The 20,830-nt window shown below is 65.3% G+C and carries 26 protein-coding genes; 21 read left to right on the forward strand and 5 right to left on the reverse strand.

Annotated elements, in window-relative coordinates; genetic code table 11:
* From B8784_RS00740 to rimM, 11 genes are all read left to right on the forward strand, one after another.
* Window positions 1-2,431 (forward strand): intermembrane phospholipid transport protein YdbH family protein (locus B8784_RS00740; protein ID WP_084395719.1); only part of this gene is annotated, 2,431 nt, incomplete at its 5' end.
* A gap of 81 nt (window positions 2,432-2,512) precedes the next feature.
* Window positions 2,513-2,701 carry a YnbE family lipoprotein gene (locus tag B8784_RS00745; RefSeq protein WP_233355909.1) on the forward strand — a complete coding sequence of 63 codons (189 nt, stop codon included), beginning with the start codon at window positions 2,513-2,515 and terminating at the stop codon, window positions 2,699-2,701.
* Between the two features lie 18 nt (window positions 2,702-2,719).
* Complete coding sequence (locus tag B8784_RS00750) at window positions 2,720-3,073, forward strand: YdbL family protein (RefSeq protein ID WP_084395721.1); 354 nt, start codon at window positions 2,720-2,722, stop codon at window positions 3,071-3,073.
* A 13-nt stretch (window positions 3,074-3,086) separates the two neighbouring features.
* Window positions 3,087-3,326 (forward strand): hypothetical protein, encoded by a 240-nt coding sequence (locus tag B8784_RS00755; protein ID WP_143435227.1) that lies wholly within the window; start codon window positions 3,087-3,089, stop codon window positions 3,324-3,326.
* 74 nt (window positions 3,327-3,400) lie between these two features.
* The gene (locus tag B8784_RS00760) at window positions 3,401-4,063 is read left to right on the forward strand and encodes a histidine phosphotransferase family protein (protein ID WP_084395723.1); all 663 of its coding nucleotides are present in this window, start codon (window positions 3,401-3,403) and stop codon (window positions 4,061-4,063) included.
* A gap of 63 nt (window positions 4,064-4,126) precedes the next feature.
* Window positions 4,127-4,492, forward strand: coding sequence for a response regulator (locus B8784_RS00765; RefSeq protein WP_084395724.1), 366 nt, complete (start codon window positions 4,127-4,129; stop codon window positions 4,490-4,492).
* Between the two features lie 72 nt (window positions 4,493-4,564).
* Window positions 4,565-5,407 carry a CheR family methyltransferase gene (locus B8784_RS00770; RefSeq protein WP_084395725.1) on the forward strand — a complete coding sequence of 281 codons (843 nt, stop codon included), beginning with the start codon at window positions 4,565-4,567 and terminating at the stop codon, window positions 5,405-5,407.
* Between the two features lie 117 nt (window positions 5,408-5,524).
* On the forward strand, window positions 5,525-6,145 hold the full coding sequence (locus tag B8784_RS00775; RefSeq protein ID WP_084395726.1) for a hypothetical protein: 621 nt from the start codon (window positions 5,525-5,527) through the stop codon (window positions 6,143-6,145).
* 11 nt (window positions 6,146-6,156) lie between these two features.
* The gene (locus B8784_RS00780; RefSeq protein ID WP_084395727.1) at window positions 6,157-6,468 is read left to right on the forward strand and encodes a winged helix-turn-helix domain-containing protein; all 312 of its coding nucleotides are present in this window, start codon (window positions 6,157-6,159) and stop codon (window positions 6,466-6,468) included.
* A 123-nt stretch (window positions 6,469-6,591) separates the two neighbouring features.
* On the forward strand, window positions 6,592-7,311 hold the full coding sequence (locus tag B8784_RS00785) for a beta/gamma crystallin-related protein (protein WP_084395728.1): 720 nt from the start codon (window positions 6,592-6,594) through the stop codon (window positions 7,309-7,311).
* Between the two features lie 55 nt (window positions 7,312-7,366).
* Entirely contained in the window at window positions 7,367-7,936 is a 570-nt protein-coding gene (rimM, locus tag B8784_RS00790; protein ID WP_084395729.1) for a ribosome maturation factor RimM, read from the forward strand.
* On the opposite strand, the gene B8784_RS00795 is transcribed toward rimM, so the two are convergent.
* Complete coding sequence (locus tag B8784_RS00795; protein WP_084395730.1) at window positions 7,933-9,057, reverse strand: glycosyltransferase; 1,125 nt, start codon at window positions 9,055-9,057, stop codon at window positions 7,933-7,935. The genes rimM and B8784_RS00795 overlap by 4 nt on opposite strands.
* A 124-nt stretch (window positions 9,058-9,181) precedes the next feature.
* Here B8784_RS00795 and B8784_RS00800 point away from each other — a divergent pair, with 124 nt between their 5' ends.
* A complete protein-coding gene (locus tag B8784_RS00800; protein WP_084395731.1) occupies window positions 9,182-10,219 on the forward strand; it encodes a glutathione S-transferase family protein in 1,038 nt (345 codons plus the stop codon).
* Window positions 10,220-10,301: 82 nt separating this feature from the next.
* On the opposite strand, the gene B8784_RS00805 is transcribed toward B8784_RS00800, so the two are convergent.
* Window positions 10,302-10,790, reverse strand: a complete 489-nt coding sequence (locus B8784_RS00805; RefSeq protein ID WP_084395732.1) for an Hsp20 family protein — start codon at window positions 10,788-10,790, stop codon at window positions 10,302-10,304.
* A gap of 185 nt (window positions 10,791-10,975) precedes the next feature.
* On the opposite strand from B8784_RS00805, the gene B8784_RS00810 reads away from it, so the two are divergent.
* The 4 genes from B8784_RS00810 (at window position 10,976) to B8784_RS00825 (ending at window position 13,890) form a co-directional block, all read left to right on the forward strand.
* Window positions 10,976-11,956 (forward strand): class I SAM-dependent methyltransferase, encoded by a 981-nt coding sequence (locus B8784_RS00810; RefSeq protein WP_084395733.1) that lies wholly within the window; start codon window positions 10,976-10,978, stop codon window positions 11,954-11,956.
* Between the two features lie 41 nt (window positions 11,957-11,997).
* Window positions 11,998-12,609 (forward strand): TIGR02466 family protein, encoded by a 612-nt coding sequence (locus B8784_RS00815; protein WP_084395734.1) that lies wholly within the window; start codon window positions 11,998-12,000, stop codon window positions 12,607-12,609.
* 113 nt (window positions 12,610-12,722) lie between these two features.
* Entirely contained in the window at window positions 12,723-13,259 is a 537-nt protein-coding gene (gene ppa / locus B8784_RS00820) for an inorganic diphosphatase (protein WP_084395735.1), read from the forward strand.
* A gap of 7 nt (window positions 13,260-13,266) precedes the next feature.
* Window positions 13,267-13,890, forward strand: a complete 624-nt coding sequence (locus tag B8784_RS00825; protein ID WP_084395736.1) for a LysE family translocator — start codon at window positions 13,267-13,269, stop codon at window positions 13,888-13,890.
* 17 nt (window positions 13,891-13,907) lie between these two features.
* Here the strand turns inward: B8784_RS00825 and B8784_RS00830 are convergent, their stop codons facing one another.
* On the reverse strand, window positions 13,908-14,531 hold the full coding sequence (locus B8784_RS00830) for a carbonic anhydrase (RefSeq protein WP_084395743.1): 624 nt from the start codon (window positions 14,529-14,531) through the stop codon (window positions 13,908-13,910).
* A 158-nt stretch (window positions 14,532-14,689) separates the two neighbouring features.
* Between B8784_RS00830 and B8784_RS00835 the strand changes: the two genes are divergently transcribed.
* Window positions 14,690-15,301 (forward strand): TetR/AcrR family transcriptional regulator, encoded by a 612-nt coding sequence (locus B8784_RS00835; protein WP_084395737.1) that lies wholly within the window; start codon window positions 14,690-14,692, stop codon window positions 15,299-15,301.
* Here B8784_RS00835 and tsaD read toward each other — a convergent pair.
* The gene (tsaD, locus tag B8784_RS00840; RefSeq protein WP_143435228.1) at window positions 15,298-16,386 is read right to left on the reverse strand and encodes a tRNA (adenosine(37)-N6)-threonylcarbamoyltransferase complex transferase subunit TsaD; all 1,089 of its coding nucleotides are present in this window, start codon (window positions 16,384-16,386) and stop codon (window positions 15,298-15,300) included. The genes B8784_RS00835 and tsaD overlap by 4 nt on opposite strands.
* 45 nt (window positions 16,387-16,431) lie before the next feature.
* Window positions 16,432-17,439, reverse strand: coding sequence for a glycoside hydrolase family 5 protein (locus tag B8784_RS00845; RefSeq protein ID WP_158085532.1), 1,008 nt, complete (start codon window positions 17,437-17,439; stop codon window positions 16,432-16,434).
* A 134-nt stretch (window positions 17,440-17,573) separates the two neighbouring features.
* Here B8784_RS00845 and hemC point away from each other — a divergent pair, with 134 nt between their 5' ends.
* From hemC to B8784_RS00865, 4 genes are all read left to right on the forward strand, one after another.
* A complete protein-coding gene (gene hemC / locus B8784_RS00850; RefSeq protein WP_084395740.1) occupies window positions 17,574-18,536 on the forward strand; it encodes a hydroxymethylbilane synthase in 963 nt (320 codons plus the stop codon).
* A complete protein-coding gene (locus tag B8784_RS00855) occupies window positions 18,529-19,248 on the forward strand; it encodes a uroporphyrinogen-III synthase (protein WP_158085533.1) in 720 nt (239 codons plus the stop codon). Before hemC ends, B8784_RS00855 begins: the two co-directional genes overlap by 8 nt.
* A gap of 51 nt (window positions 19,249-19,299) precedes the next feature.
* Window positions 19,300-20,499: a COG4223 family protein gene (locus tag B8784_RS00860; protein ID WP_084395742.1), complete on the forward strand. Its 1,200-nt coding sequence runs from the start codon at window positions 19,300-19,302 to the stop codon at window positions 20,497-20,499.
* An 11-nt stretch (window positions 20,500-20,510) separates the two neighbouring features.
* Window positions 20,511-20,830: heme biosynthesis HemY N-terminal domain-containing protein (locus B8784_RS00865; RefSeq protein ID WP_143435229.1), on the forward strand; the 320-nt coding region annotated here is incomplete at its 3' end.

Raw genomic sequence — 20,830 nt, forward strand, 5'->3', positions numbered from 1 at the left:
CGGCAAGGCCGGCATGCTCGCCATCCCGCAGGTCACCGCCGGGGCGAGCGACATCACGCTGAGTGTGACGCGAGAGGACAAGACGCAGCTTAATGTCGAGCTGGCCCTGCGCGGGCGCGATATCGAGCATGAGACCGCGCGCGCCGGAGAGCTGACGCTGACCGGCAAGGCCCAGCTCAGCAACGACATGAAAGCCGTCGACGCCAACGGGAACATCGTCCTTGAAGGCGGCGTCCTGGCGGCGCCCCAGCGCCAGCGCGTCGTTTCCGCCATCGGGTCCGGCGCGCCCTTCACCGGCCATGGCACCGCGCTCAAAGCCTGGCTCGACGAGGCCCTGTCGGGCTTCAGCGCCGGCACGGGGCTGCATTACAGCCATAGCGAGGATGGCGGCTGGTCGCTCGTCTCGACGGGCACGGTCTCGGCGAAAACCGAACGCGGCGCGACCCTCTCGCTCGAGCCGAAGGGCACCAAGCCTGCGATCAATATCGCAGCGGAAGGCGTGGAGGTGAGCGGTCTGGCGAGCCTTTCCGGCGGGCGCGCCCCGCAGCTCGCCGCGCTCATCAACAGTGCGCAGGCCAGCCGCGACGGCACGATAAGCGTCGAGGCCGGCGGCGTCTCGCTGAAGCCTTGGACGGCGGATGGCCTGACGCTGGGCGCCGACCTCAACGAGGTCCACTTCACCAACGCCTCTTCTGTGCCGCGCCTGCAGACTGTCGGCGAAATCGAGATCAGCGGCCCCTTCTATGGCAATACGCTGGCGCCGACGCGCCTGTTTGGCGGCATCGACGCGGCCTTCGATGCCGCCGGGCTGCGGGTGCAGACCTACAATACGCGTTGCCTCGGCCTCGACACCGCCGGGGTCGACCTCACCGGCGGCATCCATATCGACGATACTTCGCTGCAGCTCTGCCCGCGCGACGGGCGCGTTGTGCGCCAGAACCGCGGCGTCTATGCCGGGACCGTCGAGTTCGGCTCGCTGTCGCTGCCCTTCCGCAGCGAAGAGACGAGCGGCGCGCTGGACCTCGACACCGCTGTGCTCGACTGGCGCGCCGGGCAAACCGCCCGCCTCGACGTCACCGCGAACGCCATGCGCGTCCCGCTCGCCTTTGGCGGCAAGACGCTGAATATCGCCGCGACCGGGCCGCAGCTCGCTTATGAGACCACACGCCCGGCCACCATCACTGCCGAGGTCGGCGCAACCGAGTTTGGCGGCACCTTGCTGCCGGCCGATCTCGGCCTGGACAGCGCGGACTTCGAGGCGCGGCTCGCCGAAAGCGGGCTGAACGGCACGGCGAATGCCCGCCGGGTGGAGTTGCGCGACCCCGGCACCGACCCGCTCTATGAGCCGCTGACCGGCGACCTCAGCGCCACCTTCTCCAACGGCGTGATGAATGTCACCGGCCCGGTGACGACCCCGCGCGCCGGCCAGACCATCGCCGAGGCCGACCTCACCCTCGATCTGGTCAGTCTCGACGGGACCGCCAGGGTGGCCACGCCCGAGCTCGCCTTCCGGCCGGGCGGCTTCCAGCCGACCGCGCTCAGCGACCGGGTGCGCGGCTTCCTGTCGAATGCGCGCGGCACCATGGCGGCGGAAGCGACCTTCACCTTCGATGGCGGCACGCCGTCCGGCAAAGGCTGGGTCTCGGTTTCGGACTTCGGCTTCGATACGTTGCGGCTCGGCGCGGTCAACGATGTGAACGGGCGACTCGAATTCAGCGACATTCTCTCGCTCTCGACCCCGCCCGGCCAGACGGTCACCCTCGGTGAGATCAATCCCGGCATCCCGCTGAAGGACGGCACCATCCGCTTCCAGCTGACAAACGCCACACAGGCCACCATCGAGGAAGCCCGCTGGCCATTCGCGGGCGGCGAGCTTGTCGTCAACCGCTCCAGCTGGACCATCGCCGGCACCGAAGACATCGTCCGCATCGATGCGCGCGGCCTGGAGCTGACCGACATTGTCAGTGTCTTCAACCTGCCGGACATCCAGGCCCAGGGCACCGTCTCCGGCAGCTTCCCCGTCGAGATTGTCGGCCCGAACGCCTATATCCGCGATGCCGTCCTGAAGGCCGATGAGAGCGGCGGCACGATCGCCTATACGGGCGGGATCGGCGATGCTGCCTCGCAGGCCGACCAGCGCGTCGACCTCGCCTTCAAGGCGCTGCGCGACTTCCGCTTCACGGTGCTGGAGCTGGGCGTGGAGGGCAATCTCAGCGGCGACATGGTAATTTCCATGAAGCTTGTCGGCCGCTCGCCCAACGTGCTGGACGGGGCGCCCTTCGCCTTCAATATCGGCATCGATTCCAAGCTGATGCAGCTGATCAATACCGGGCGCAGCATGACGACGACGGACTGGCTGGCCACGGCGGTCTCAACCCAGGCCGAAGATGATGAAACCGGGAACGCAGAAGGCGGCGAACCTGTTGATTAGACTGAACGGCACACCAAAATGCTATTCAATTGACGTTCAGGCCGAATGCGGCACACTGCAGCCAAAATGAGAGAGACCAAAGTGACCAGAACCATTTTGTCTGCCATAGCCGCCTCGGCCCTGCTGTCGGCCTGTTCACCGACTGTCCGGCTTGAAGCGCCGAAAGAACCGATCACGATCAATCTTAATGTGAAGATCGATCAGGAAGTCCGCGTGAAACTCGACAAGGAAGTCGAGGACCTGATCACGTCCAATCCGGATATCTTCTAGGCCCAGGGGGCGATTGCCATGTCTACATTTCTCAGAACCCTCGTCGCGCTCGTTTTCGTTGCCAGCGCCGCGTCGCTGATGGCGAGCCCCGCCTCGGCCGGCGATCCGAAGATCGAGGCCGCCAAGGAGCAGGGCGTCGTCGGCGAACGCATCGACGGCTATCTCGGCATCGTGTCCGGGGGCGCCGACGCTTCGCTGATGCGCCGCGTGCAGGACATCAACAACAAGCGCCGCGCCGCCTATGACGACCTCGCCAAGGATACCGGCACGACGCCGGAACAGGTGGCCCGCGTGACCGGCGAAAAGCTGATCAGCCAGGCTGGCCGCGGCGAATACATCATGGATGAGAGCGGCAGCTGGAAAAAGAAGTAAGGCCAGGTCCGGCATGACCCGTATGAGCTATCTTGCCATTGGAGGCTCCATCGTCGCCCTCGTTGCTGCCGCCGTCGCCGTTGTGGCGATGTGGCAGGATCTCGGGGTGACGATGAGCCTGCATGGCTGGATCGCCTACGGTCTCGGCTCGCTCGGCTGCCTCGCCCTCTCGGTGGGGCTCTTCTGGCTACTCTTCCACAGCGCCCGCAGCGGCCATGACGATATTGAGCGCCGGGAAGACCTCGACGGGTGACAAAACCGGCGCAATAAGGCAGGCAGTAGCGAGGCGAATCGGTTAGCGTTTCGCCGGACCAAAGGGGCCCTGCCATGCAAGCCATGATCGACCCGGCACATCTGTCTGCCTATATCGCATCGCGTATCTGTCACGACCTTGTCTCATCGGTTTCCTCGATCACCAATGCGCTCGATTTCATGAACGAGCCGCAGGAATCCGAAATGCGGGTCCAGGCCGAAAAACTCCTGCATGACGGGGCCGACAGCGCCGCCTCGAAGCTGAAATTCCTGCGCTATGCCTTCGGTTCGGTCGGCCTGTCCAAGGGCGCTGCCGACATTCACGACGCCAAGCAGATCACCGAGCGCTTCGTCGCCAGCCACAATTACCAGCCGACCATGACCTGGGACATCGAGACCGAGCATCTGAGCTTCTCGCATGCCCGGCTGATCATGAACATGGTGATGCTGGCGGTCGACTGCCTGCCACGCGGCGGGGAAATCAAGATCAAGGTGCGCAACCAGACCGACGGCCTCGGCGTCAATGTCTCCGCCTCCGGCAAGCGCTGCAAGCTGCGCGCGGATACCGCCGACGCCATTGCCGGGACGGAGCCGCAGGATGGCTGGTCGGCCCGCACGGTGCAGCCGCTGTTTACGCGCATCATCGCCGAAGGCCTCGGCGGCAAGCTGGAGGCGCAGGCCCCGGAAGGCGACGGAGAGATCGTCCTGTCGGCCACCCGGCTCAACGCGGAAGGATAAACGCTGCGTTAACTCGACGCCCGGCATGTAAGCGATCAGCTTGTTTGCCCGCGAGGAGAGGTCATGAAATCCTGTCTCATTGTCGATGACTCGCGCGTCGTTCGCAAAGTGGCGGGGCGTATCATCCATGATCTGCAGTTCGAAGTCCGCGAGGCCGGCGACGGCGCCGAGGCGATGGCGCTTTGCCGGGAAAAGATGCCCGATGCCATCCTGCTGGACTGGAACATGCCGGTGATGAACGGCCTGGATTTCCTGCGCGCGCTGCGGCGCGAGGACGGCGGCTCGAAGCCCATCGTCGTGTTCTGCTCCACAGAAAACGACGCAGAGCACATCGGCGAAGCCATGCGCTCCGGCGCGAATGAGTTTATCATGAAGCCCTTCGATGCTGACATCATTCACAGCAAATTTGCAGAAGTGGGGCTGGTCTAAAGCAATTTGTTAACCCGGGGCGTGGTTTTGTTAACACCCGGTAGATTGTGCGCCGATCATGGACAGGAACAGATGGACGAGACGACATTTCAGGATGTGGCGGAGCTTGCGCTCAACGGCTCGGGACAGCTGATCCCGCCGTCCAAGTCCTATCTGATCGAAGCCCGTCTCGCGCCGATCCTGCGCCGCGAAGGCCTGGCTGAAGTGTCCGACCTGATGGGCGTCATCAAGGCTCGCCCGGCCTCGAAGCTTGGCACCGAAGCCGTCGCCGCGCTCACCTCCAAGACGACCGGCTTCTTCACCGGCCGCGAGACGCTGACCCGCATCGTGGACCATGTCCTGCCGATGATGGCACCGACAGCTGCGGACAATACGCTGCGCGTCTGGTGCGCGGGCGGGGCGGCCGGTCAGGAAGCCTGCTCGCTCGCCATCCTGCTCGAAGAATCCGACAATGAGGCGCTGGAGGATGTCCGCGTCGAGATCCTCTCCACCGATATTAGCGAGGCGATGACCTCGGCGGCGCGGGCCGGCCAGTTCGGGCATTTCGATGTCCAGAAGGGCCTCTCCATCCACCGGCTGCTGAAGCATTTCAGCCGTCTCGACACCGGCGACTGGCAGATCTCGCCCAAGCTCGCCGGGCGGATTGCCGTGCGCACGCACAACCTCCTCAAGGATGCCTCCGGGCTCGGCGAATTCGACGTCATCCTGTGCCGCAATGTAATTTCCGGCATGGCCCGGCCGATGCGCTCGCGCGTCCTTCTCAACATTGCCCGCCAGCTCAGCGATGGCGGCGTGCTCTTCCTGGGCGAGGGCGAAACCGCAGACGGGCTGGTCGACGGCCTGAAAGCCTCACGCGATGTGCGCGGCGCCTTTGCCCGCGACGTCGAGCGCAGCGCCCTGACCGCGGCCGCCTGAGTCCGCACCCACACACCACCTCACGCATCTCCAGCCCTCCATTGAGGCCCCCATGCAGGCGGTTGACAATATTCCGCGACACATTACTTTGTATTTCAAAGTTATTGGAGAACGAAAATGACATCCCGCCCTTCTGACGATCTCGCCTATGTTCGCGATATAGCCGAATCCGGCGCGTCCGCCCCGCTGCTCGGGGGCCGCTTCCTCGTCTGGTGGGGACTTCTCGTCACCATCGCCTATATCGGCCATTACCTGATCGTGACCGGCCTGGCTGGCCTGCCGGTCGACATGCTCGGCCTGATGTGGATGGCGTTCGCTGTGATCGGCGTCGGCGGCTTCTTCGCCCTGATGAAAATCTTTCCCGCCGACAAGCCCGGCGCCTCCTCGGCCGGCAACCGCGCCTCCAGCACGGTCTGGATGGCGTCCGGCTTTGTCCTGTTCTCCTTCTTCACGGGCGTCACCATCAAGTCGATACTGGATGGCACCGCCTCAATGGGCTTCAACTGGTCCATCCCGCTCGTGCTGGGCGTCTATGGCATTTCGCAACTGGTCAGCGGCCTGATGTCGAACACGCGCTGGCTGACCTTTGCCGGCTATGCCGCCATCGCCTTTGTCGGACTGACAGCCCTGATCGTCGACCGCGCCGAACTCTACCTCGCCGCGGCTGTGGCCGCTGCTGTGACGGTCCTGATCCCGGGGCTTCTGATGCTGCGTGACGAACCCTCGACAACCGTTTAGAGGGGGCGCTCATGTCCGAGAACAACCCCTTCGACCACAGTGAGATCGACGATGTCATCCATGGCCGGCTGCGGCTCGGCGTCATGGCCTATCTCTCCTCGGTCAGCCCGGCCGTCTTCGGGGAGCTGCGCGACAAGGTCGGCGCCACGGACGGCAATCTCTCCACGCATCTGAAGAAGCTCGAGGAGGCCGGCTATGTCCGCCAGGAGAAGCGGTTTGTCGGCAAACGCCCGCAGACGCGCATCTTCCTGACCGATGACGGCCGCAAGGCGTGGCTGGCCTGGATCGACCGCATGAAGGCGATCATGGAGGCCGGCGAGTAGCGCTGCCTCCTCTTTATCCGGAACCAAACATGGCAACCCGCCCTTTCCTGAAGGACGGGTTGCACGCCGTTCAGGCGCGCTTTGCTAGAAAGCAGCGGTAAAAGGAACAGGAGCATCAGAACGATGAACGCCCTAAAAATACTCAGCATTTCCCTCCTCCTGCCGGCGGCAACCGCGCTTCCGGCCCTGGCCCAGCAGAGCTGGCACCGGGGCGGCGGGCAAGGCGAAGCGATTATCTATGTCCATCCCGATTTCCGCGGGCAGTCCCTGCGTGTGACCGGCCCGATCCGCCATCTCGACCGCTACCGCTTCAACGACAAGGTCTCCTCCATCCGCATCACCGGCGGGGCATGGGAAGTCTGTGTCGACCCCGACTATCGCGGCCACTGCGAAGTGATCCAGCACCGCGAGGGCGAACTCAACCGCTACCGGCTGAACGACAACATCACCTCCATCCGCCCGGTCTCCTATCGCGGCCATGACCGGGGCGACCGGTATGACCGCCGGGGCCGGGACGACCGCTACGGCCGTGGCGGCTATCCGGGGCGCGGCGATGCGCCGGTCGTGCTGTTCCAGCATTCCGACTTCCAGGGCGACGCCCTGCCCGTCAACGGCGCGATCCGCCACCTCGACCGGGTGCACTTCAATGACAAGGTCTCGTCGATTGCCATTCAGGGCGGCGCCTGGGAGGTCTGCACCGATCCGGACTTCCGTGGCCATTGCGAGGTCATCACCGGGTCCGTCGCCAAGACCAACTATTACCGGCTGAACGACAACATCACCTCCATCCGCCCGGCCGGACGCGGCTATGACCGTGGCCACGATCGCCGCGGGCGCTGGTAGGCCAACCGCCTGAAGGGGCTTCCCGGCCGCGCTGCGTGCGGTTAGGACACCCGCCATGACTCGCGGATCTTCAGATGACCGGCTGATCGTGGTGGGTGCCCTCGCCGGGGCCCATGGCGTGCGCGGCGATGTGCGCGTGAAAAGCTTCACCGACGAGCCGGACGCCCTGTTCGCATACGGCCCGCTCCTTTCGGAGACAGGCGAGGCCCTGCTCGACGCCAGGCAGGTGCGCCCGGCCAAGGACCATTTCATCGTCACACCGAAGAAGCCGCGCCAGAAGGAAGACTGGGACGCGCTGAAGGGCACGCGCCTGCATGTGCGCCGCAGCAGCCTGCCGCCGCCCGATGAGGACGAGTTCTATGTCGATGACCTGACGGGTCTCACCGTGCTGGACGAGACCGGCACGACAATCGGCACGGTGAAAGCGGTCCAGAATTTCGGCGCCGGCGATCTGGTCGAAGTGCTGCCCTCTCAGAAAGGCCAGCCCTCCTTCTTCGTGCCCTTCACGCTGGCAGACGTCCCCGCGCTCGACTTCAGCGCCGGGACGATCACGCTCGCCGATGCGGCGGGCTGGGCCGATACCTCCGGCGGCGAGACGTCCGAAGACGCGGAAGACAACGCCTAGAGCGTGCCGGCCTTTTTCGCGAGATCCATGAGATAGGATTCGAGCGTCTTGCTCTGCTTTTGCAGATTGAACCGCTCCATGGCGAAAGCGCGGCCGGCCTCGCCCATCTGGGCGGTGCGTGTCCTGTCGGTCAGCATGCGGGCCAGGCGGTCGGCCAGCGCGGCCTCATCGCCCTCATCGACGAGATAGCCCGTCTCGCCCTCTTTCACGCATTCGGTAATCCCCGCATGGCGCGTGGCCGCCAGCGCGCAGCCCGAAAGCATCGCCTCGATACAGACCAGCGGCAGGCCCTCGGCATCGCCGGATTTCGCCCGCTTGGACGGGACAACCGCGATGCGCGCTTCGGCCCAGTGGGCGGCCATTTCGTCGGCCGGCACCCAGCCCGGCAGCTCGGCGTCCACACCGGCCGTCTCGAGCGCCTTCGCGAGCTCTTCCTTGAGGTCGCCGTCGCCGATCAGGCGGATTGTCCAGCCTTCCAGCTCTTCCCCGAGGCGCGACAGCGCGGCGATCAGCGTGTCGATGCCTTTCTTTTCGGTCCAGCGCCCGGCAAAGACGACCAGGTCGCGCTTCTCGCCCGGCTGGAAGCGGACCGGGTCGGCGGTGTTGTGATGGACCACCATCTTGTCTTCCGGCGCGCCCTTGGCCACCAGCTCGCGGCGGATGAAATCCGAGCATGGCAGCAGCAGGTCGGCTTCCGCCCAGAGCTTCGCCCGGCGGCGGTTATAGACGCGGATGAAGCTGTCCTTGGTGTTGGTGGTCTTGGTGGCGTCGCCGCCATAATAGGTCACGCTCAACGGCAGGTTCAGCTTGCGCGCCAGCGGCAGCGCATAGGCGCCCGACTTGCCGAAGCTCGCATGTACGGCCACCGGGTCGAGCGCGCGCAGCGTCTGTTCGAGTTTTGTCGAAACCGTACCGAGCTGCTTGAAGGCCGCTTCTCCGCCCGGCCCGTGCAGCGGGCCGAGCTCGATGACCTCCGCGCCGTCCGGCACAGGCCCCTTCAATTCATGGCCAATATAGACCGGCTTCAGCTTCGAGAAGGCCGAATAGCCCCGGGGGATGAAACTCTCGGAAGGGGTGAACAGCTTGTCGCAATAGGCAAGAAAGTGCCTGGGCTCACTCACGTGGATCACCTCGCTATGGCAGGTGAAGGTTGAGTATTGCAGGCACGCCCAACCGTCAAACGTGTCTTGGCAGCAAAAGCAGCTTCGCCTAAGACCCCCGCTGCAGCCTGATAAGGACACCGACATGACCGACTACCGCTTGTTCGGCGCCGAAACCTCTCCCTACTCGTTGAAAGTGCGCTCCTTTCTCAAATACAAGGGGCTCGACTTCGAGTGGATCGGCCGGTCACAAGCCACCGAAAAGGAATTCGAATCCTTCGCGCGCGTGCCGACCGTCCCGCTTTTCATTTCGCCGAACCGGGCCCCGAACCAGGATTCGACCGACATTCTCTCCTGCATCGAGAATGATCATGCCGAGCCCTCCGCGGTGCCGGACGACCCGGCCTGCGCGGTGCTCGCGCTGATCCTGGAGGATTATGCCGACGAGTGGCTGAACAAGGTCATGTTCCGCGAACGCTGGGGCCAGAAGCCCGACCGGGAAGAAGCCGCCCAGCGCACCATGGACCAGCTCTTCGACGGCAACCTGCCGCGTGCGAAGAAGAAGACCCAGGACCAGATCGTCAAGCGCATGCGCGATCGCCTGCCGCTCGTGGGTGTCGAGAAGAAGAACGAGAAGACGCTGAAGACCTCCTTCGAGCGCTTCGTCGGCCTGCTCAACACGCACCTCGAAAACAATCTCTTCGTCTTTGGCGGGCGCCCGTCGGTCGCGGACTTCGCGCTCGCCGGACAGCTCTCTCAGATGCTGCTCGACCCGACACCCGGCAAATGGCTGCGCGACAATGCCCCGTTCGTGACCGCCTGGTGCGAATTCATGGACGCCCCGAAGGCCGGCGCCCCGTTCAAGCCGCTGGAAGAGCTGGAAGCGACGCTGCTGCCGATCTTCAAGGATGAGCTGGCCGTCACCTACCTGCCCTGGGCCACGGCCAATCTCGAGGCCAACCAGGCCAAGCAGGACCGCACATCGGTCAAGATCGAGAAGAAGGCGTTCGAACAGGTCACCCAGCGCTATGCCGCGACCTCGTTCAAATCCGTCCAAAAGGCCGTACGCCGCCTCAGCGACAATGACGCGCTCTCGGCCTTCCTCGACAAGGCCGGCGCGAAAGCCTTCTTCGAGGCGGCGAACCAGAAAGGCAAAAAGGCCGAAGCCGAGGCAGACGCCTAGCGCCTCCGGCCTTCGCCTATCCCGAATAAAAAAAGCCCCGGACCATCTGGCCCGGGGCTTTCTTATGAGAAGGCTCTGACGGTCAGGCCGCAGACGCCTCTTTCTTGCTACCGTTGACGAGCTTCGGCTTCGACTGGCCGCCGGCGGTCTCGCCAATCTCGATCTTGCGCGGTTTCTTTGCCTCGGGCAGCTCGCGCACAAGCTCGACCCGCAGCAGGCCGTTCTTCAGCGTCGCGCCGGTCACGATAACGTGATCGGCCAGCTGGAAGCGTCGCAGGAAGCCGCGCTCGGCAATGCCGCGATGCAGGAACTGGCGCTCCTCGCCGGTCTCGTCCTGGCTCTTCTTGCCGGCCACGGTCAGCAGATTGTCATTGGTCTCGATCTCGAGGTCATCCTCGGAGAAGCCGGCCACGGCAATCTCGATGGCGAAGGCATCATCGGCCACACGCTCGATATTATAAGGCGGATAGCCTTGCGTTCCGTCCAGACGGCTGGCGGAGTCGATCAGGTTGGCCATGCGGTCAAACCCGACCATGGTGCGATAAAGGGGGGTCAGATCAATCGTGCTCATGACGTACAGTCCTTTCCAAGCAACTGCGTCCGGCGGGGCCGGACCTCTATACACGTTCGGCAGATCTGCTTCTCCGGCCCGTCATTGGCGCCGGCAGACAGCCGGTCCCGGCCCGCTTTGCGGCGCCGGCACATGGTATATTTGGGAAATGGTGTTAGGGGTTCAAGATCTTCAGGGAGACAAAGATGACTCGACTATTAACCGCCAGCCTTCTGGCTCTTGCCGTCGCAGCCTGCGGCCAGGACAGCCCGGCCACCGACGCCCCCGAGGCGCCGACACCGCCGCCGACAGACGAAAGCGCAGAGACGCCGCCCGCCGAGACCGGTGAGACCGACACGGCCGAAGCCGGCAGCTATACCGTCGAGGACGCCATGGCCGGCAGCTGGCGAAGCGAGGACGAGAAGGCCCGCGACCAGTACCGCCACCCGGCCGAAACCCTTGAGTTTCTCGGCATCGAGGGCGATGACACGGTGATCGAGATCTGGCCCGGCGGCGGCTGGTACACCAACATCCTCGCCCCCTGGCTGAACGCCAATGGCGGCCAGCTGGTCGCGGCGACCTATAATCCGGAGCGCTCCGAGCGCACCGCCGAAGTGGTCCAGGAGTTCAAGGACAACTATGCCGGCAATCCGGACACGTTCGGCACCATCGAATACGTCGTCTTCGATGGCGAGGCCGAGCCGATGGGGGAGCCGGAAAGCGCCGATGCGGTGCTGACCTTCCGCAACATCCACAACTGGATGAGCGGCGACTATGCCGACAAGTTCTTCAACGAGGCCTATCGCGTCCTGAAGCCGGGCGGCACGCTGGGCGTTGTCGAACACCGTCTGCCGTCGTCGGCCGAGCAGGACCCGAGCGCGCCGAGCGGCTATGTCCATGAAGACTATGTCCGCCAGCTGGCGGAAACGGCCGGCTTCGAATTCGTCGAGGCCAGCGAGGTCAACGCCAATCCGGACGATACCGCAGACCACCCCTTCGGTGTCTGGACCCTGCCGCCCGTCTCGCGCACGACCGACGGTGACGGCAACACGCCGGACGGTTTCGACGCGCAGAGCTATCTCGATATCGGCGAATCCGACCGGATGACGCTGAAATTCGTGAAGCCCGCCGGTGATGACGCCATGGACGGCGGCGCCGAGGACACCGGGACGCCCGAAGACGAATAAGCCGCTGGGCATTCCAGCGCACACACTCTAGAAGGCGGGGCATGACGTCCCGCCTTCTTTTTCCGACCCATCTCTTTGAAACCCGCCTGTCCGGCGCGGTCGCCCTCGACGAGCTGGAGGACGCCTGCTGGATGATCGAGGATGGCGACACGGCCGGGCACACCTGGTGCGAAGAGAAAGGCTATCCCGGCTATACCTCGTATGCCTCGCTCGACGACCTGCCCCAGCGCGCGCCCGCCTTCGGGGCGCTGGCAGACCTGCTCACCGAACGCGCCGAAGCCTTTGCCCGTGAGCTATATTGGGACATCGATCCGGGCGACCTCACCCTCGATGCCTTCTGGATCAATATTCTCGGTGAAGGCGGCCAGCATTCCGGTCACCTCCATCCCGGCAGCGTCATTTCCGGCACCGTCTATGTCGCGATGCCCGACGGGGCCGGCGACATCCGCTTCGAGGATCCGCGCCTGGCCATGATGATGGCGGCGCCGGCCCAGACCGGGGACGTCCCGGAAAGCGCGCGGCGATTTGTCTATCTCGCCCCGCAACCGGGCGACATCCTGATGTGGGAAAGCTGGCTGCGCCACGAAGTGATGCCAAGCCGTACCGAGGAGCCGCGCATCTCCGTCAGCTTCAATTTCGGGCTCAAGCGCTAAGCCCCCGCAGAGGGCACTCCGACAGCCTCGCCTCTTGACGGTCTGGCCCGACTTGTGCACTGCACCAGCCACTTTCCGGCCGACCGGCCAAATCCAGAACAAGCAGGACCGACATGGATATCTCCAAAATTTCCTCCGGACATAACCCGCCAGACGACATCAATGTTCTGATCGAGGTGCCGCTCGGCGGCGAGCCGATCAAATACGAGATAGACAAGAGCTCCGGCGCCATGTTCGTTGACCGGTATCTCTACACCTCCATGCGCTATCCCTGTAATTACGGCTTCATTCCGCATTCGCTGAGCCTCGATGGCGACCCGATCGACGTGATGGTCGTCGGCCAGCGCGCCCTCGTGCCTGGCGCCGTCGTCCGCGCGCGCCCGATCGGTGTTTTACTGATGGAAGACGATAGCGGCGAAGACGAGAAGATCCTCGCTGTGCCGCACCAGAAGCTGACGCGCTATTACGAGAAGATCCACACCTATACCGATCTTCCCGAGACGCTGTGCGACCGCATTCAGCACTTCTTCCAGCACTACAAGGATCTCGAGCCCAACAAGTGGGTGAAGATCCAGGGCTGGGAAGGCGTCGAGAAGGCGCGTGAGCTGATCAACCTCGCCATCGAGCGCCAGGCCGCCACCAAAGCCTGACCGCAGCTTGGATTTCAGCGTCTGGCTCGCTCTTGTCGGCCTTTTCGTGGCCGGCGGCCTGACCCCCGGTCCGGCCGTGATGCTGGTTGTCTCCTCCTCGCTGCAATACGGCTTCCGGCCGGCGATGATGCCCGCCATGGGCGTGTCGACAGCGAACTTCGTCTGGATCGCTCTGGCCGCTGGCGGTGCGGCGGCCATTGCGAGCCAGTTTCCGCAAGCCTTTCTCGCCCTGAAGCTCGCCGGGCTGGCCTTCATCACCTGGCTCACCTGGGGGCTGATCCGGGCCAAGCCGGGGGATATGCGGCTCGCCAAGGTCGAGACGCCGAAGCGCGCCGCCCTTTTCGGCAAGGGCTTCGGCCTGCAGCTCGCCAATCCGAATGCGCTGGTTTTCTTCGGCGCGCTCCTGCCCGGCTTCTTCAATGCCAGCCGCCCGCTCTGGCCGCAGGTCGCGATTGCGATGGCGACCATCACGGTGAGCGAGATGTTCGGCCTGGCCGTCTATGCCGCCGCCACTGAACGCATGGCCAAAAGCTTCGCCACGCCGAGCTTCGCGAAATGGTTCAACCGCGGCGCGGCCCTGCTGATGTTCAGCTCGGCCGCCTTTGCCGTCTGGGCGACCAGCAAGCCATAAGCGGCGCGCGCAGGCTTTTAGGCCTGCACCACGCTGAACTCGCCCGTCCCGGCATCGCGCCAGTGCAGCTCACCCTCGGCAATGGCGAACCAGGCGCCATGCAGCTCAAGCTCGCCGGCTTTCACCCGTTCCTCCACAAAGGGGAAGGTCATGAGGTTCTTCAGCGACGTGCCGATCCCGGCAAATTCCAGCGCGCGCTGCGGATCCTCCGGCGCCCCCGAGAGGACATCGCTGCGCGTCTTGTCCAGCAGGCTGACCCATGGGGCGATGAACTGGCCGACCGGCTTGTCGTCTGCCGCCGAGAGCGAAGCGTTCACCCCGCCGCAGCCGCCATGGCCCATGACGAGGATATGCTTGACCTTCAGCGCGGTAACAGCGAATTCCAGCGCCGCGCTGACACCGTGAAGCCCGCCGGAATCGTCAAAGGGCGGCACCAGATTGGCGACATTGCGCACCACGAAGAGCTGGCCCGGCGCGGCGTTGAAGATGTCGGCCGGCTCGGCCCGGCTGTCGGCACAGGCGATGATCATGATGTCGGGGTCCTGCCCGCGGCCGAGCTCCTCATAGAGATTGGCCTGGTGACGATAGGTCCCGCGCCGGAAAGCCCGGTAGCCATCCTTCAGATCTTCAGGCGTCTTCATGCGGCCTCCTTGTCTCTTCTCGCGCAGCGCCCCTGCGATACGCAGATTGTCCGGAATCTGCAACTGGAGACGGGACGCCCCGTTCCCTTCCGTCAATCCTTTTGCAAATATGTTGGTGTTGAACGAAGGAAAGTTCACGCGCTCAGAAGAGGACATGCATGGCAGACGCGGAAGAAAAGCCGACCAAGAAGAAGGCCACCCGCCGGCGGCAGGGCCCGCGGCGCAGCGAAGCGTCCCGCGCCGCGATCCTTGAGGCCACCCGCGAGGAGCTGACGGCCAGCGGCTGGCGCAAGTTCAGCGTCGACAGCATCGCCCGGCGGGCCCACGCCTCCAAGCAGACCATCTATCGCTGGTGGCCGGCGACCGGGAATATGTGCCTCGAGGCCGCGACCACCCTGCTCCAGCCTCTCGACGCCTCCGGCACCGACCCGGTCGACCGCATCGCCACGCTTCTCATGCCGTTTGAAACGGCCACCCGCTCTGGCAACGGCCATGCCGTCTTGCGCGGTGCCATGATGGCGGCCGCCGACGAGAAGGAAGCCGGAGAGACCTGGCGCAACTGGATGAAATCGAATGTGCGCGCGCCCCTGCGCCTGATCCTCGCGGAACTGGCCGCCAAGAAACGTATTCGGCGCGACTATGATCTCGATGAATCCGTCAACCTGCTGATCTCGCCGGTCTGGCACAATCTGCTGATCATGCGCGCCCCGCTGAAGAACGGCTTTTCGCATGAGCAGGCCCGCCGGCTGCTGAGGCTTCTCGCGCCTTAAGCTTTCGCGCCGCGCTTGCCGCCGCCATAGGCCGGATCGGCCAGCGCGCGCGCCTCATCCAGTGGCCAGCGCGGACGCGCCGCAAAGCCAAGCGCTTCGTCGGGCACATCGCCTGCCACAAGCCGCTCGGCACCCGCCAGCGCGATCATCGCGGCATTGTCGGTACAATGGCGCAGCGGCGGGGCGATCAGCACAGCCCCATGCGCCTGCGCGACGCCGTCGAGGGCCGCCCGGATGGCGCTGTTGGCGGCCACACCGCCAGCCACGACCAGCCGCTTGCCGGCCCCGACAGCGTCATAGCCTGCCAGTGCCCGATCGGCCTTCGCCGACAGGCAGTCGGCAATCGCCGCCTGATAGCTGGCGCAGAGATCCGCCTTGCCCTGCTGATCGAGCGTTTCGGCTTCGATGATGCGGGCCGCAGCCGTCTTCAGCCCGGCAAAGCTCATGTCCAGGTTTGGCCGGTCGAGCAGCGGGCGCGGCAGCTTGAAGCGCGCCGGATCACCCGTCTTCGCGGCCTCTTCCACCGCCGGGCCACCCGGAAAGCCGAGCGCCAGCAGCTTGGCGAGCTTGTCGAACGCCTCGCCGGCCGCATCGTCAATGGTCGTGCCGAGCCGCGTATAATCGCCCAGCCCGCGCACGCGGATGAACTGGCAGTGCCCGCCGGAGACCAGCAGCAACAGATAGGGAAACGCGCAGTCGGTGGCGAGCCGCGGGGAGAGCGCATGGCCTTCGAGGTGATTGACCGGGATGAAGGGCTTGTCGGCGGCGAGCGCCATCGCCTTGCCCGTCATCATGCCGACCATGACCCCGCCGATCAGGCCCGGCCCGGAGGTCGCCGCGACCCCGTCGATCTCGTCCAGCGTCAGCCCGCTATCGGAAAGCGCCGCCTCGACCACCCGGTCGGCAATGTCGGCATGGGCGCGCGCGGCGATCTCGGGGACGACCCCGCCATAGGGTGCATGCGCCTCGACCTGGCTGCGCACCGTTTCGGACAGGATGGTCGCCTTGCCGTTTTTAAGGCGCACGACAGCGGCCGCGGTTTCATCGCAGCTCGTTTCGATCCCGAGAATGGTGACGTCGGCCATGGCGCCCACTTAAGGCGTGTGAGGCGGTTTCGGAAGGCTTGACCGTCAGTCTTCGATGAGCGCCGAAAGCAGCGATCCGATCCAGGCTTCGCGGTCCTGATTGTAGAGCTTGAACGTCGTCGCAAAGTCCCAGTAGCACCAGCCGATATTGCGCGCTTCGGCCATCTCGCGCATGGCCCGGGTCCACTTGACGCGCTGATCCAGCGGGACGTCCTCATACACGCCGAACTCGCCCAGCAGGATCGGATGGCCCTGCTCGACGGCGAAGCGCGCGGCGAGATTGGCGCCATATTCCATCGTGTCATAGTCCTTGCGCGTGCCCCAGCGTTTGCCCACCGGCGGCGGGTCGTCGGAAAAGCTCGCGCCCTGATGGGTGAAGTCATACGGGTCATAGGTGTGGAAGGTCAGCACCATGCGGTCATCCTCGGGCGGGCGGCTCTTGAGCAGCGCATCGAGGCTGCCCCAGCCGGCACTGCCGACAATGACCCAGCGGTCGGGATGTGTCTCACGCACGATGGCGAGCAGCTCGCGATTGATCGCATCGGTCTTGCGCACCGTCATCCGGTCCCGCGACTCGTTGATGAGCTCGAAGATGACGCTGTCCGGGGCACCCTCGAAGCCCTCGGCAATCTGCTCCCAGATCGCGCCCAGCCGGGTGCGGTGGCCGTCCGGATCCGCCATCAGCGCATCATAATGATGCACATCGACAATGACTTTCAGCCCGGCCGCTTCGGCCCAGCCGACAACCTCCTTCACCCGCGCCATGAAGGCCGGGTCGATCCGGTAGGGTTTCGTCGTCTCGGCATGCGCGCTCCATTTCACCGGCAGGCGCACCGTATCGAAGCCGGCCTCACGGATGCGGGCCATGTCGTCCTCGCGCACCGTATAGCCCCACAGTCCCTCGCGCGGGGCCTCCAGCGCGCCACCGAGATTGACGCAGCGTTCAACCGGCCCGTCTGGCGCGGTATGGGTGCGGTCCTCGGCATGGGCGGCGCGCTCTGCCGGGGCGCAGGCGGCCAGGAGGAGCAAGGCTGAAAGAAGCAGTGAACGCATGAAACTGTCCTGCATGATCGGGGTTAAGACATTGCACGCAGCTTTGGTGCCAGATGTCGCGGGGGCGCACGGGTGTCTTGCGTGCCCATGTCTGACACTTTAGCAGGGCCAAATCTGGACAGGCAGGAGACATCATGGTGGCAGCCACTGCGCCGCAGCTGAAACTCAAGATCGGAACCCGCGGCTCCCCGCTCGCGCTAGCCCAGGCCAATGAAGTTGCCGCCGATCTCGAACGCCTCTCGAATGGCCGGGTCACCGGCGAGGTCGTCACCTTCACCACGGGCGGCGACAAGCTCACCACCGAGCGGCTGATCAATGCCGGCGGCAAGGGCCTGTTCACCCGCGAGATCGACGCCGCCGTCGATGACGGGCGCTGCGATATCGGCGTGCACAGCCTCAAGGACGTGCCCGGCGCCCTGCCCCACGGCCAGGCCCTGCTCGCCTTTCTCGAGCGGGAAGACCCGCGCGACGGCTTCATCACCACGAACAAGCTGAAAAGCCCGAAGGACCTGCCCAAGGGGGCGAAGGTCGGCACGGCCAGCCTGCGCCGCGAAACCCAGACGCTGGCGCTGCGGCCCGACCTCGAGATCGTCACCTTCCGCGGCAATGTGCAGACGCGCCTGAAGAAGCTCGAGGACGGGCTGGCCGACGCCACCTATCTCGCCATGGCCGGTCTCAACCGGCTCGACATGGCGCATGTCGCCGAGCCGATCGCCGTCGAGGAAATGATCCCCGCTGCTGGCCAGGGCATCATCGCCATCGCCGCGCGGCCCGACGATCTCGACCCGGAGATTGTCGACCTCATCGTCCAGCTCAATCATGCCGAGACCCATCTCGCCGCCATGGCCGAGCGTGCCTTCCTGGTCGAACTCGATGGCTCGTGCCGCACCGCCATGGGCGGGCATGCGCGCCTCAAGGATGGCGTCTGGCAGTTTACCGGCGAAGTCCTTAAACCGGACGGCACGGAACGCTGGGGCCATCAGGGCATTGCCCAGGCCGATGCCACCGCTGAAGAACTTGCTGCGCTCGGCCGCAGCGCTGGCCAGCAGATCCGCGCAAGCGCCGGGGGCGACCTCCCGGCCTTCGACGATGCCTGAGACCGCGCCTGAGATTATCATCACCCGCGCTGAGCCTGGCGCCGCGCAGACGGCTGCCCGGCTGAAGCAGATGGGCCTCACCCCGGTCGTCTCGTCCGCGCTCGAACTGGCCCGTACGGGCACAAGCCTGCCGCCGCTCGACGCCATTTCCGGCCTGGTCTTTACCAGCGCGAATGGCGTGCGCTTCTTCGCCGAAGCGACCCCCGTGCGCGACCTGCCGGCCTGGTGCGTTGGCCCGGCGACCGCGTCAGAGGCGCTGCGCGAAGGCTTCAGCCCTGTCCACCAGTCCTCGGGCGACGCGCATGCCCTCGCCCATTACATCGCCCATCACTGGGACAGCCAGCCGAAACGCCTGCTGCATGTCGCCAATGCCGCCGCCCGGGGCAATCTGAAAGAGGCGCTGGCGGCAGAAGGCTTCGAAGTGGTCTTCGCGCCGCTCTATGCCGCCACGAAGGCGCGCGCGCTGCGCCCCGGCGCCATTCATGCGCTGGCGGCGGAACATTCCGTCTGCCTCATCCATTCCGCTAAAGGCGCCGAGGCCTTTGTCTCCCTTGCCGAGGGTCTCGATCTGTCCGGAACGGAATTCGTCGCGATTTCGCAGCAGGCCGCCGCGCCGCTGCAGACCTGCACCACCGCCGGTGTGCATGTCGCCAGCCACCCCGACGAAGACCACCTTCTGGACGTGTTGCAGGGGGTACTCCGCGCGCGGTGATCGTGCCAAACTCATTTTCAAGGCGGCTGGGAGCGCGCACGAGGTAGTCAGATGAACGAGCGGTCCACCCATTCATCCACCCCCATCGATGCCGAGTATGAACCGGCCGATGAGCAGACGCAGCTTGAGGACAAGCGCGAAAAGCCGGCGAAACATCGCGGGCCGGGCTGGCTGTCGCTGTTTCTCGTCGCCCTGATCGCGCTTGGCAGCCTGGGCCTGGCCGCCTGGTCGTCCGGCCTGCTCGACGACACGCCGCTGCCGCGCCTGCAGGCGGCGCCCGAAGCCTCCGACACCTCGCTCACCGACCTGCGCGCGCAGCAGGACGCAACCGAAGAGCGCCTCGCCGACCTCTCCGCCCAGGTCGAGAGCCTGATCGGCCGGGTCGACAGCGAGATTGCGCGCGTGGAAAGCGACATCTCCGCCGTCGCCGAGACCGTGCCGGCCGAACGCCCCTCTGAGCCCACAGACATCCCCGACAGCGCCGAAGCCCGTCTCTCGGGGCTGGAAGACCAGGTCGCCAGCCTCACCGAAGACGAGACGGACCGTATCGACCCGGCCCGGATCGACGCCATTGAACGCGCGCTGGAAGAGGCCCAGGCCGAGGATGACGGGCCGACCAATGCCCAGCTCGTCAGCCTGCGCACCGAACTGCAATCGCTGAAAGGCGACCTCGAAACGCTACAGGGCACCCAGAAGGATGTCCGCCAGCAAATCGAGACGATCCGCAGCGAGACCGCCGAGCTTGGCAAGGAATCCGCCAAGGTCGTCAGCGCCTCGCTCGCGCTGGCCGCCATCGAATCGACGGCCGCCCGCGGCGAGCCGTTCGAGGCCGAATACCAGAAACTGCGCAATGCCCGCCCGAATGACGGCGACGTTAACGCCCTTGCCAGCCTGTCGCAGATCGGAATCCCGCCGCTCGGCAAGCTGAAGCAGGATTTCCGTGAGCTGCGCAAGGACGCGCTCGCCCGCGACACCGAGGAATCCTCCGGGCTCGGCTGGATGAACACCGTTTTCGGCGACACCGTCAGCGTGCGCCGTACCGACCGCGACGGCGAGACCGCCGAGCGGCTGGCCGATGCCGAAGCTGCCCTCGCCCGCGACGATCTGGGCGTCGCCATCGACGCGGTGGAGGCTTTGCCGGAAACCACGAAGCCTGTATTCCAGACATGGCTGGCAGATGCGCGCCGTCGCGCAAGGCTTGAACATTCTCTTGAGGATTTACGCCTTAAACTGATCGCCGCGGGGCAATAGATACAGACCTAATGATAGTCCTTTTCCTTCTCATCGCCCTTATCGTCCTGGCTGGCCTTGCCGTGCTGTGGGCCGCCCGCCTGCCCGGCAGCGTGCTGATCACGCTCGGCCCCGACACCGCCGTCGAGCTGAAACTGGTCGTTGCCATCCTCGCCGTGCTGCTGCTCGGTGCGGCCATGGCCGTGCTCTGGGCCGCGCTTACCGGGCTCATCAAGCTGCCGAAGCGCTTCACCAGGGCACGCGAAGCCGCGAAGGCCCGCCATGCCAACAAGGCGCTGGCCGACGGGCTGCTGGCGGCCGAGGCCGGCGACATCCGCGCGGCGAAGAAATA

Source organism: Henriciella aquimarina, from assembly GCF_002088975.1.
Lineage (GTDB): Bacteria > Pseudomonadota > Alphaproteobacteria > Caulobacterales > Hyphomonadaceae > Henriciella > Henriciella aquimarina.

Bases quoted from the DNA above. Each gene is read 5' to 3' on its own strand.
- B8784_RS00750 (WP_084395721.1), top strand. From the start codon at position 2,720: ATGTCTACATTTCTCAGAACCCTCGTCGCGCTCGTTTTCGTTGCCAGC.
- B8784_RS00755 (WP_143435227.1), top strand. From the start codon at position 3,087: ATGACCCGTATGAGCTATCTTGCCATTGGAGGCTCCATCGTCGCCCTC.
- B8784_RS00760 (WP_084395723.1), top strand. From the start codon at position 3,401: ATGCAAGCCATGATCGACCCGGCACATCTGTCTGCCTATATCGCATCG.
- B8784_RS00765 (WP_084395724.1), top strand. From the start codon at position 4,127: ATGAAATCCTGTCTCATTGTCGATGACTCGCGCGTCGTTCGCAAAGTG.
- B8784_RS00770 (WP_084395725.1), top strand. From the start codon at position 4,565: ATGGACGAGACGACATTTCAGGATGTGGCGGAGCTTGCGCTCAACGGC.
- B8784_RS00775 (WP_084395726.1), top strand. From the start codon at position 5,525: ATGACATCCCGCCCTTCTGACGATCTCGCCTATGTTCGCGATATAGCC.
- B8784_RS00780 (WP_084395727.1), top strand. From the start codon at position 6,157: ATGTCCGAGAACAACCCCTTCGACCACAGTGAGATCGACGATGTCATC.
- B8784_RS00785 (WP_084395728.1), top strand. From the start codon at position 6,592: ATGAACGCCCTAAAAATACTCAGCATTTCCCTCCTCCTGCCGGCGGCA.
- rimM (WP_084395729.1), top strand. From the start codon at position 7,367: ATGACTCGCGGATCTTCAGATGACCGGCTGATCGTGGTGGGTGCCCTC.
- B8784_RS00800 (WP_084395731.1), top strand. From the start codon at position 9,182: ATGACCGACTACCGCTTGTTCGGCGCCGAAACCTCTCCCTACTCGTTG.
- B8784_RS00805 (WP_084395732.1), bottom strand. From the start codon at position 10,790: ATGAGCACGATTGATCTGACCCCCCTTTATCGCACCATGGTCGGGTTT.
- B8784_RS00810 (WP_084395733.1), top strand. From the start codon at position 10,976: ATGACTCGACTATTAACCGCCAGCCTTCTGGCTCTTGCCGTCGCAGCC.
- B8784_RS00815 (WP_084395734.1), top strand. From the start codon at position 11,998: ATGACGTCCCGCCTTCTTTTTCCGACCCATCTCTTTGAAACCCGCCTG.
- ppa (WP_084395735.1), top strand. From the start codon at position 12,723: ATGGATATCTCCAAAATTTCCTCCGGACATAACCCGCCAGACGACATC.
- B8784_RS00830 (WP_084395743.1), bottom strand. From the start codon at position 14,531: ATGAAGACGCCTGAAGATCTGAAGGATGGCTACCGGGCTTTCCGGCGC.
- B8784_RS00835 (WP_084395737.1), top strand. From the start codon at position 14,690: ATGGCAGACGCGGAAGAAAAGCCGACCAAGAAGAAGGCCACCCGCCGG.
- tsaD (WP_143435228.1), bottom strand. From the start codon at position 16,386: ATGGCCGACGTCACCATTCTCGGGATCGAAACGAGCTGCGATGAAACC.
- B8784_RS00845 (WP_158085532.1), bottom strand. From the start codon at position 17,439: ATGCGTTCACTGCTTCTTTCAGCCTTGCTCCTCCTGGCCGCCTGCGCC.
- hemC (WP_084395740.1), top strand. From the start codon at position 17,574: ATGGTGGCAGCCACTGCGCCGCAGCTGAAACTCAAGATCGGAACCCGC.
- B8784_RS00855 (WP_158085533.1), top strand. From the start codon at position 18,529: ATGCCTGAGACCGCGCCTGAGATTATCATCACCCGCGCTGAGCCTGGC.
- B8784_RS00860 (WP_084395742.1), top strand. From the start codon at position 19,300: ATGAACGAGCGGTCCACCCATTCATCCACCCCCATCGATGCCGAGTAT.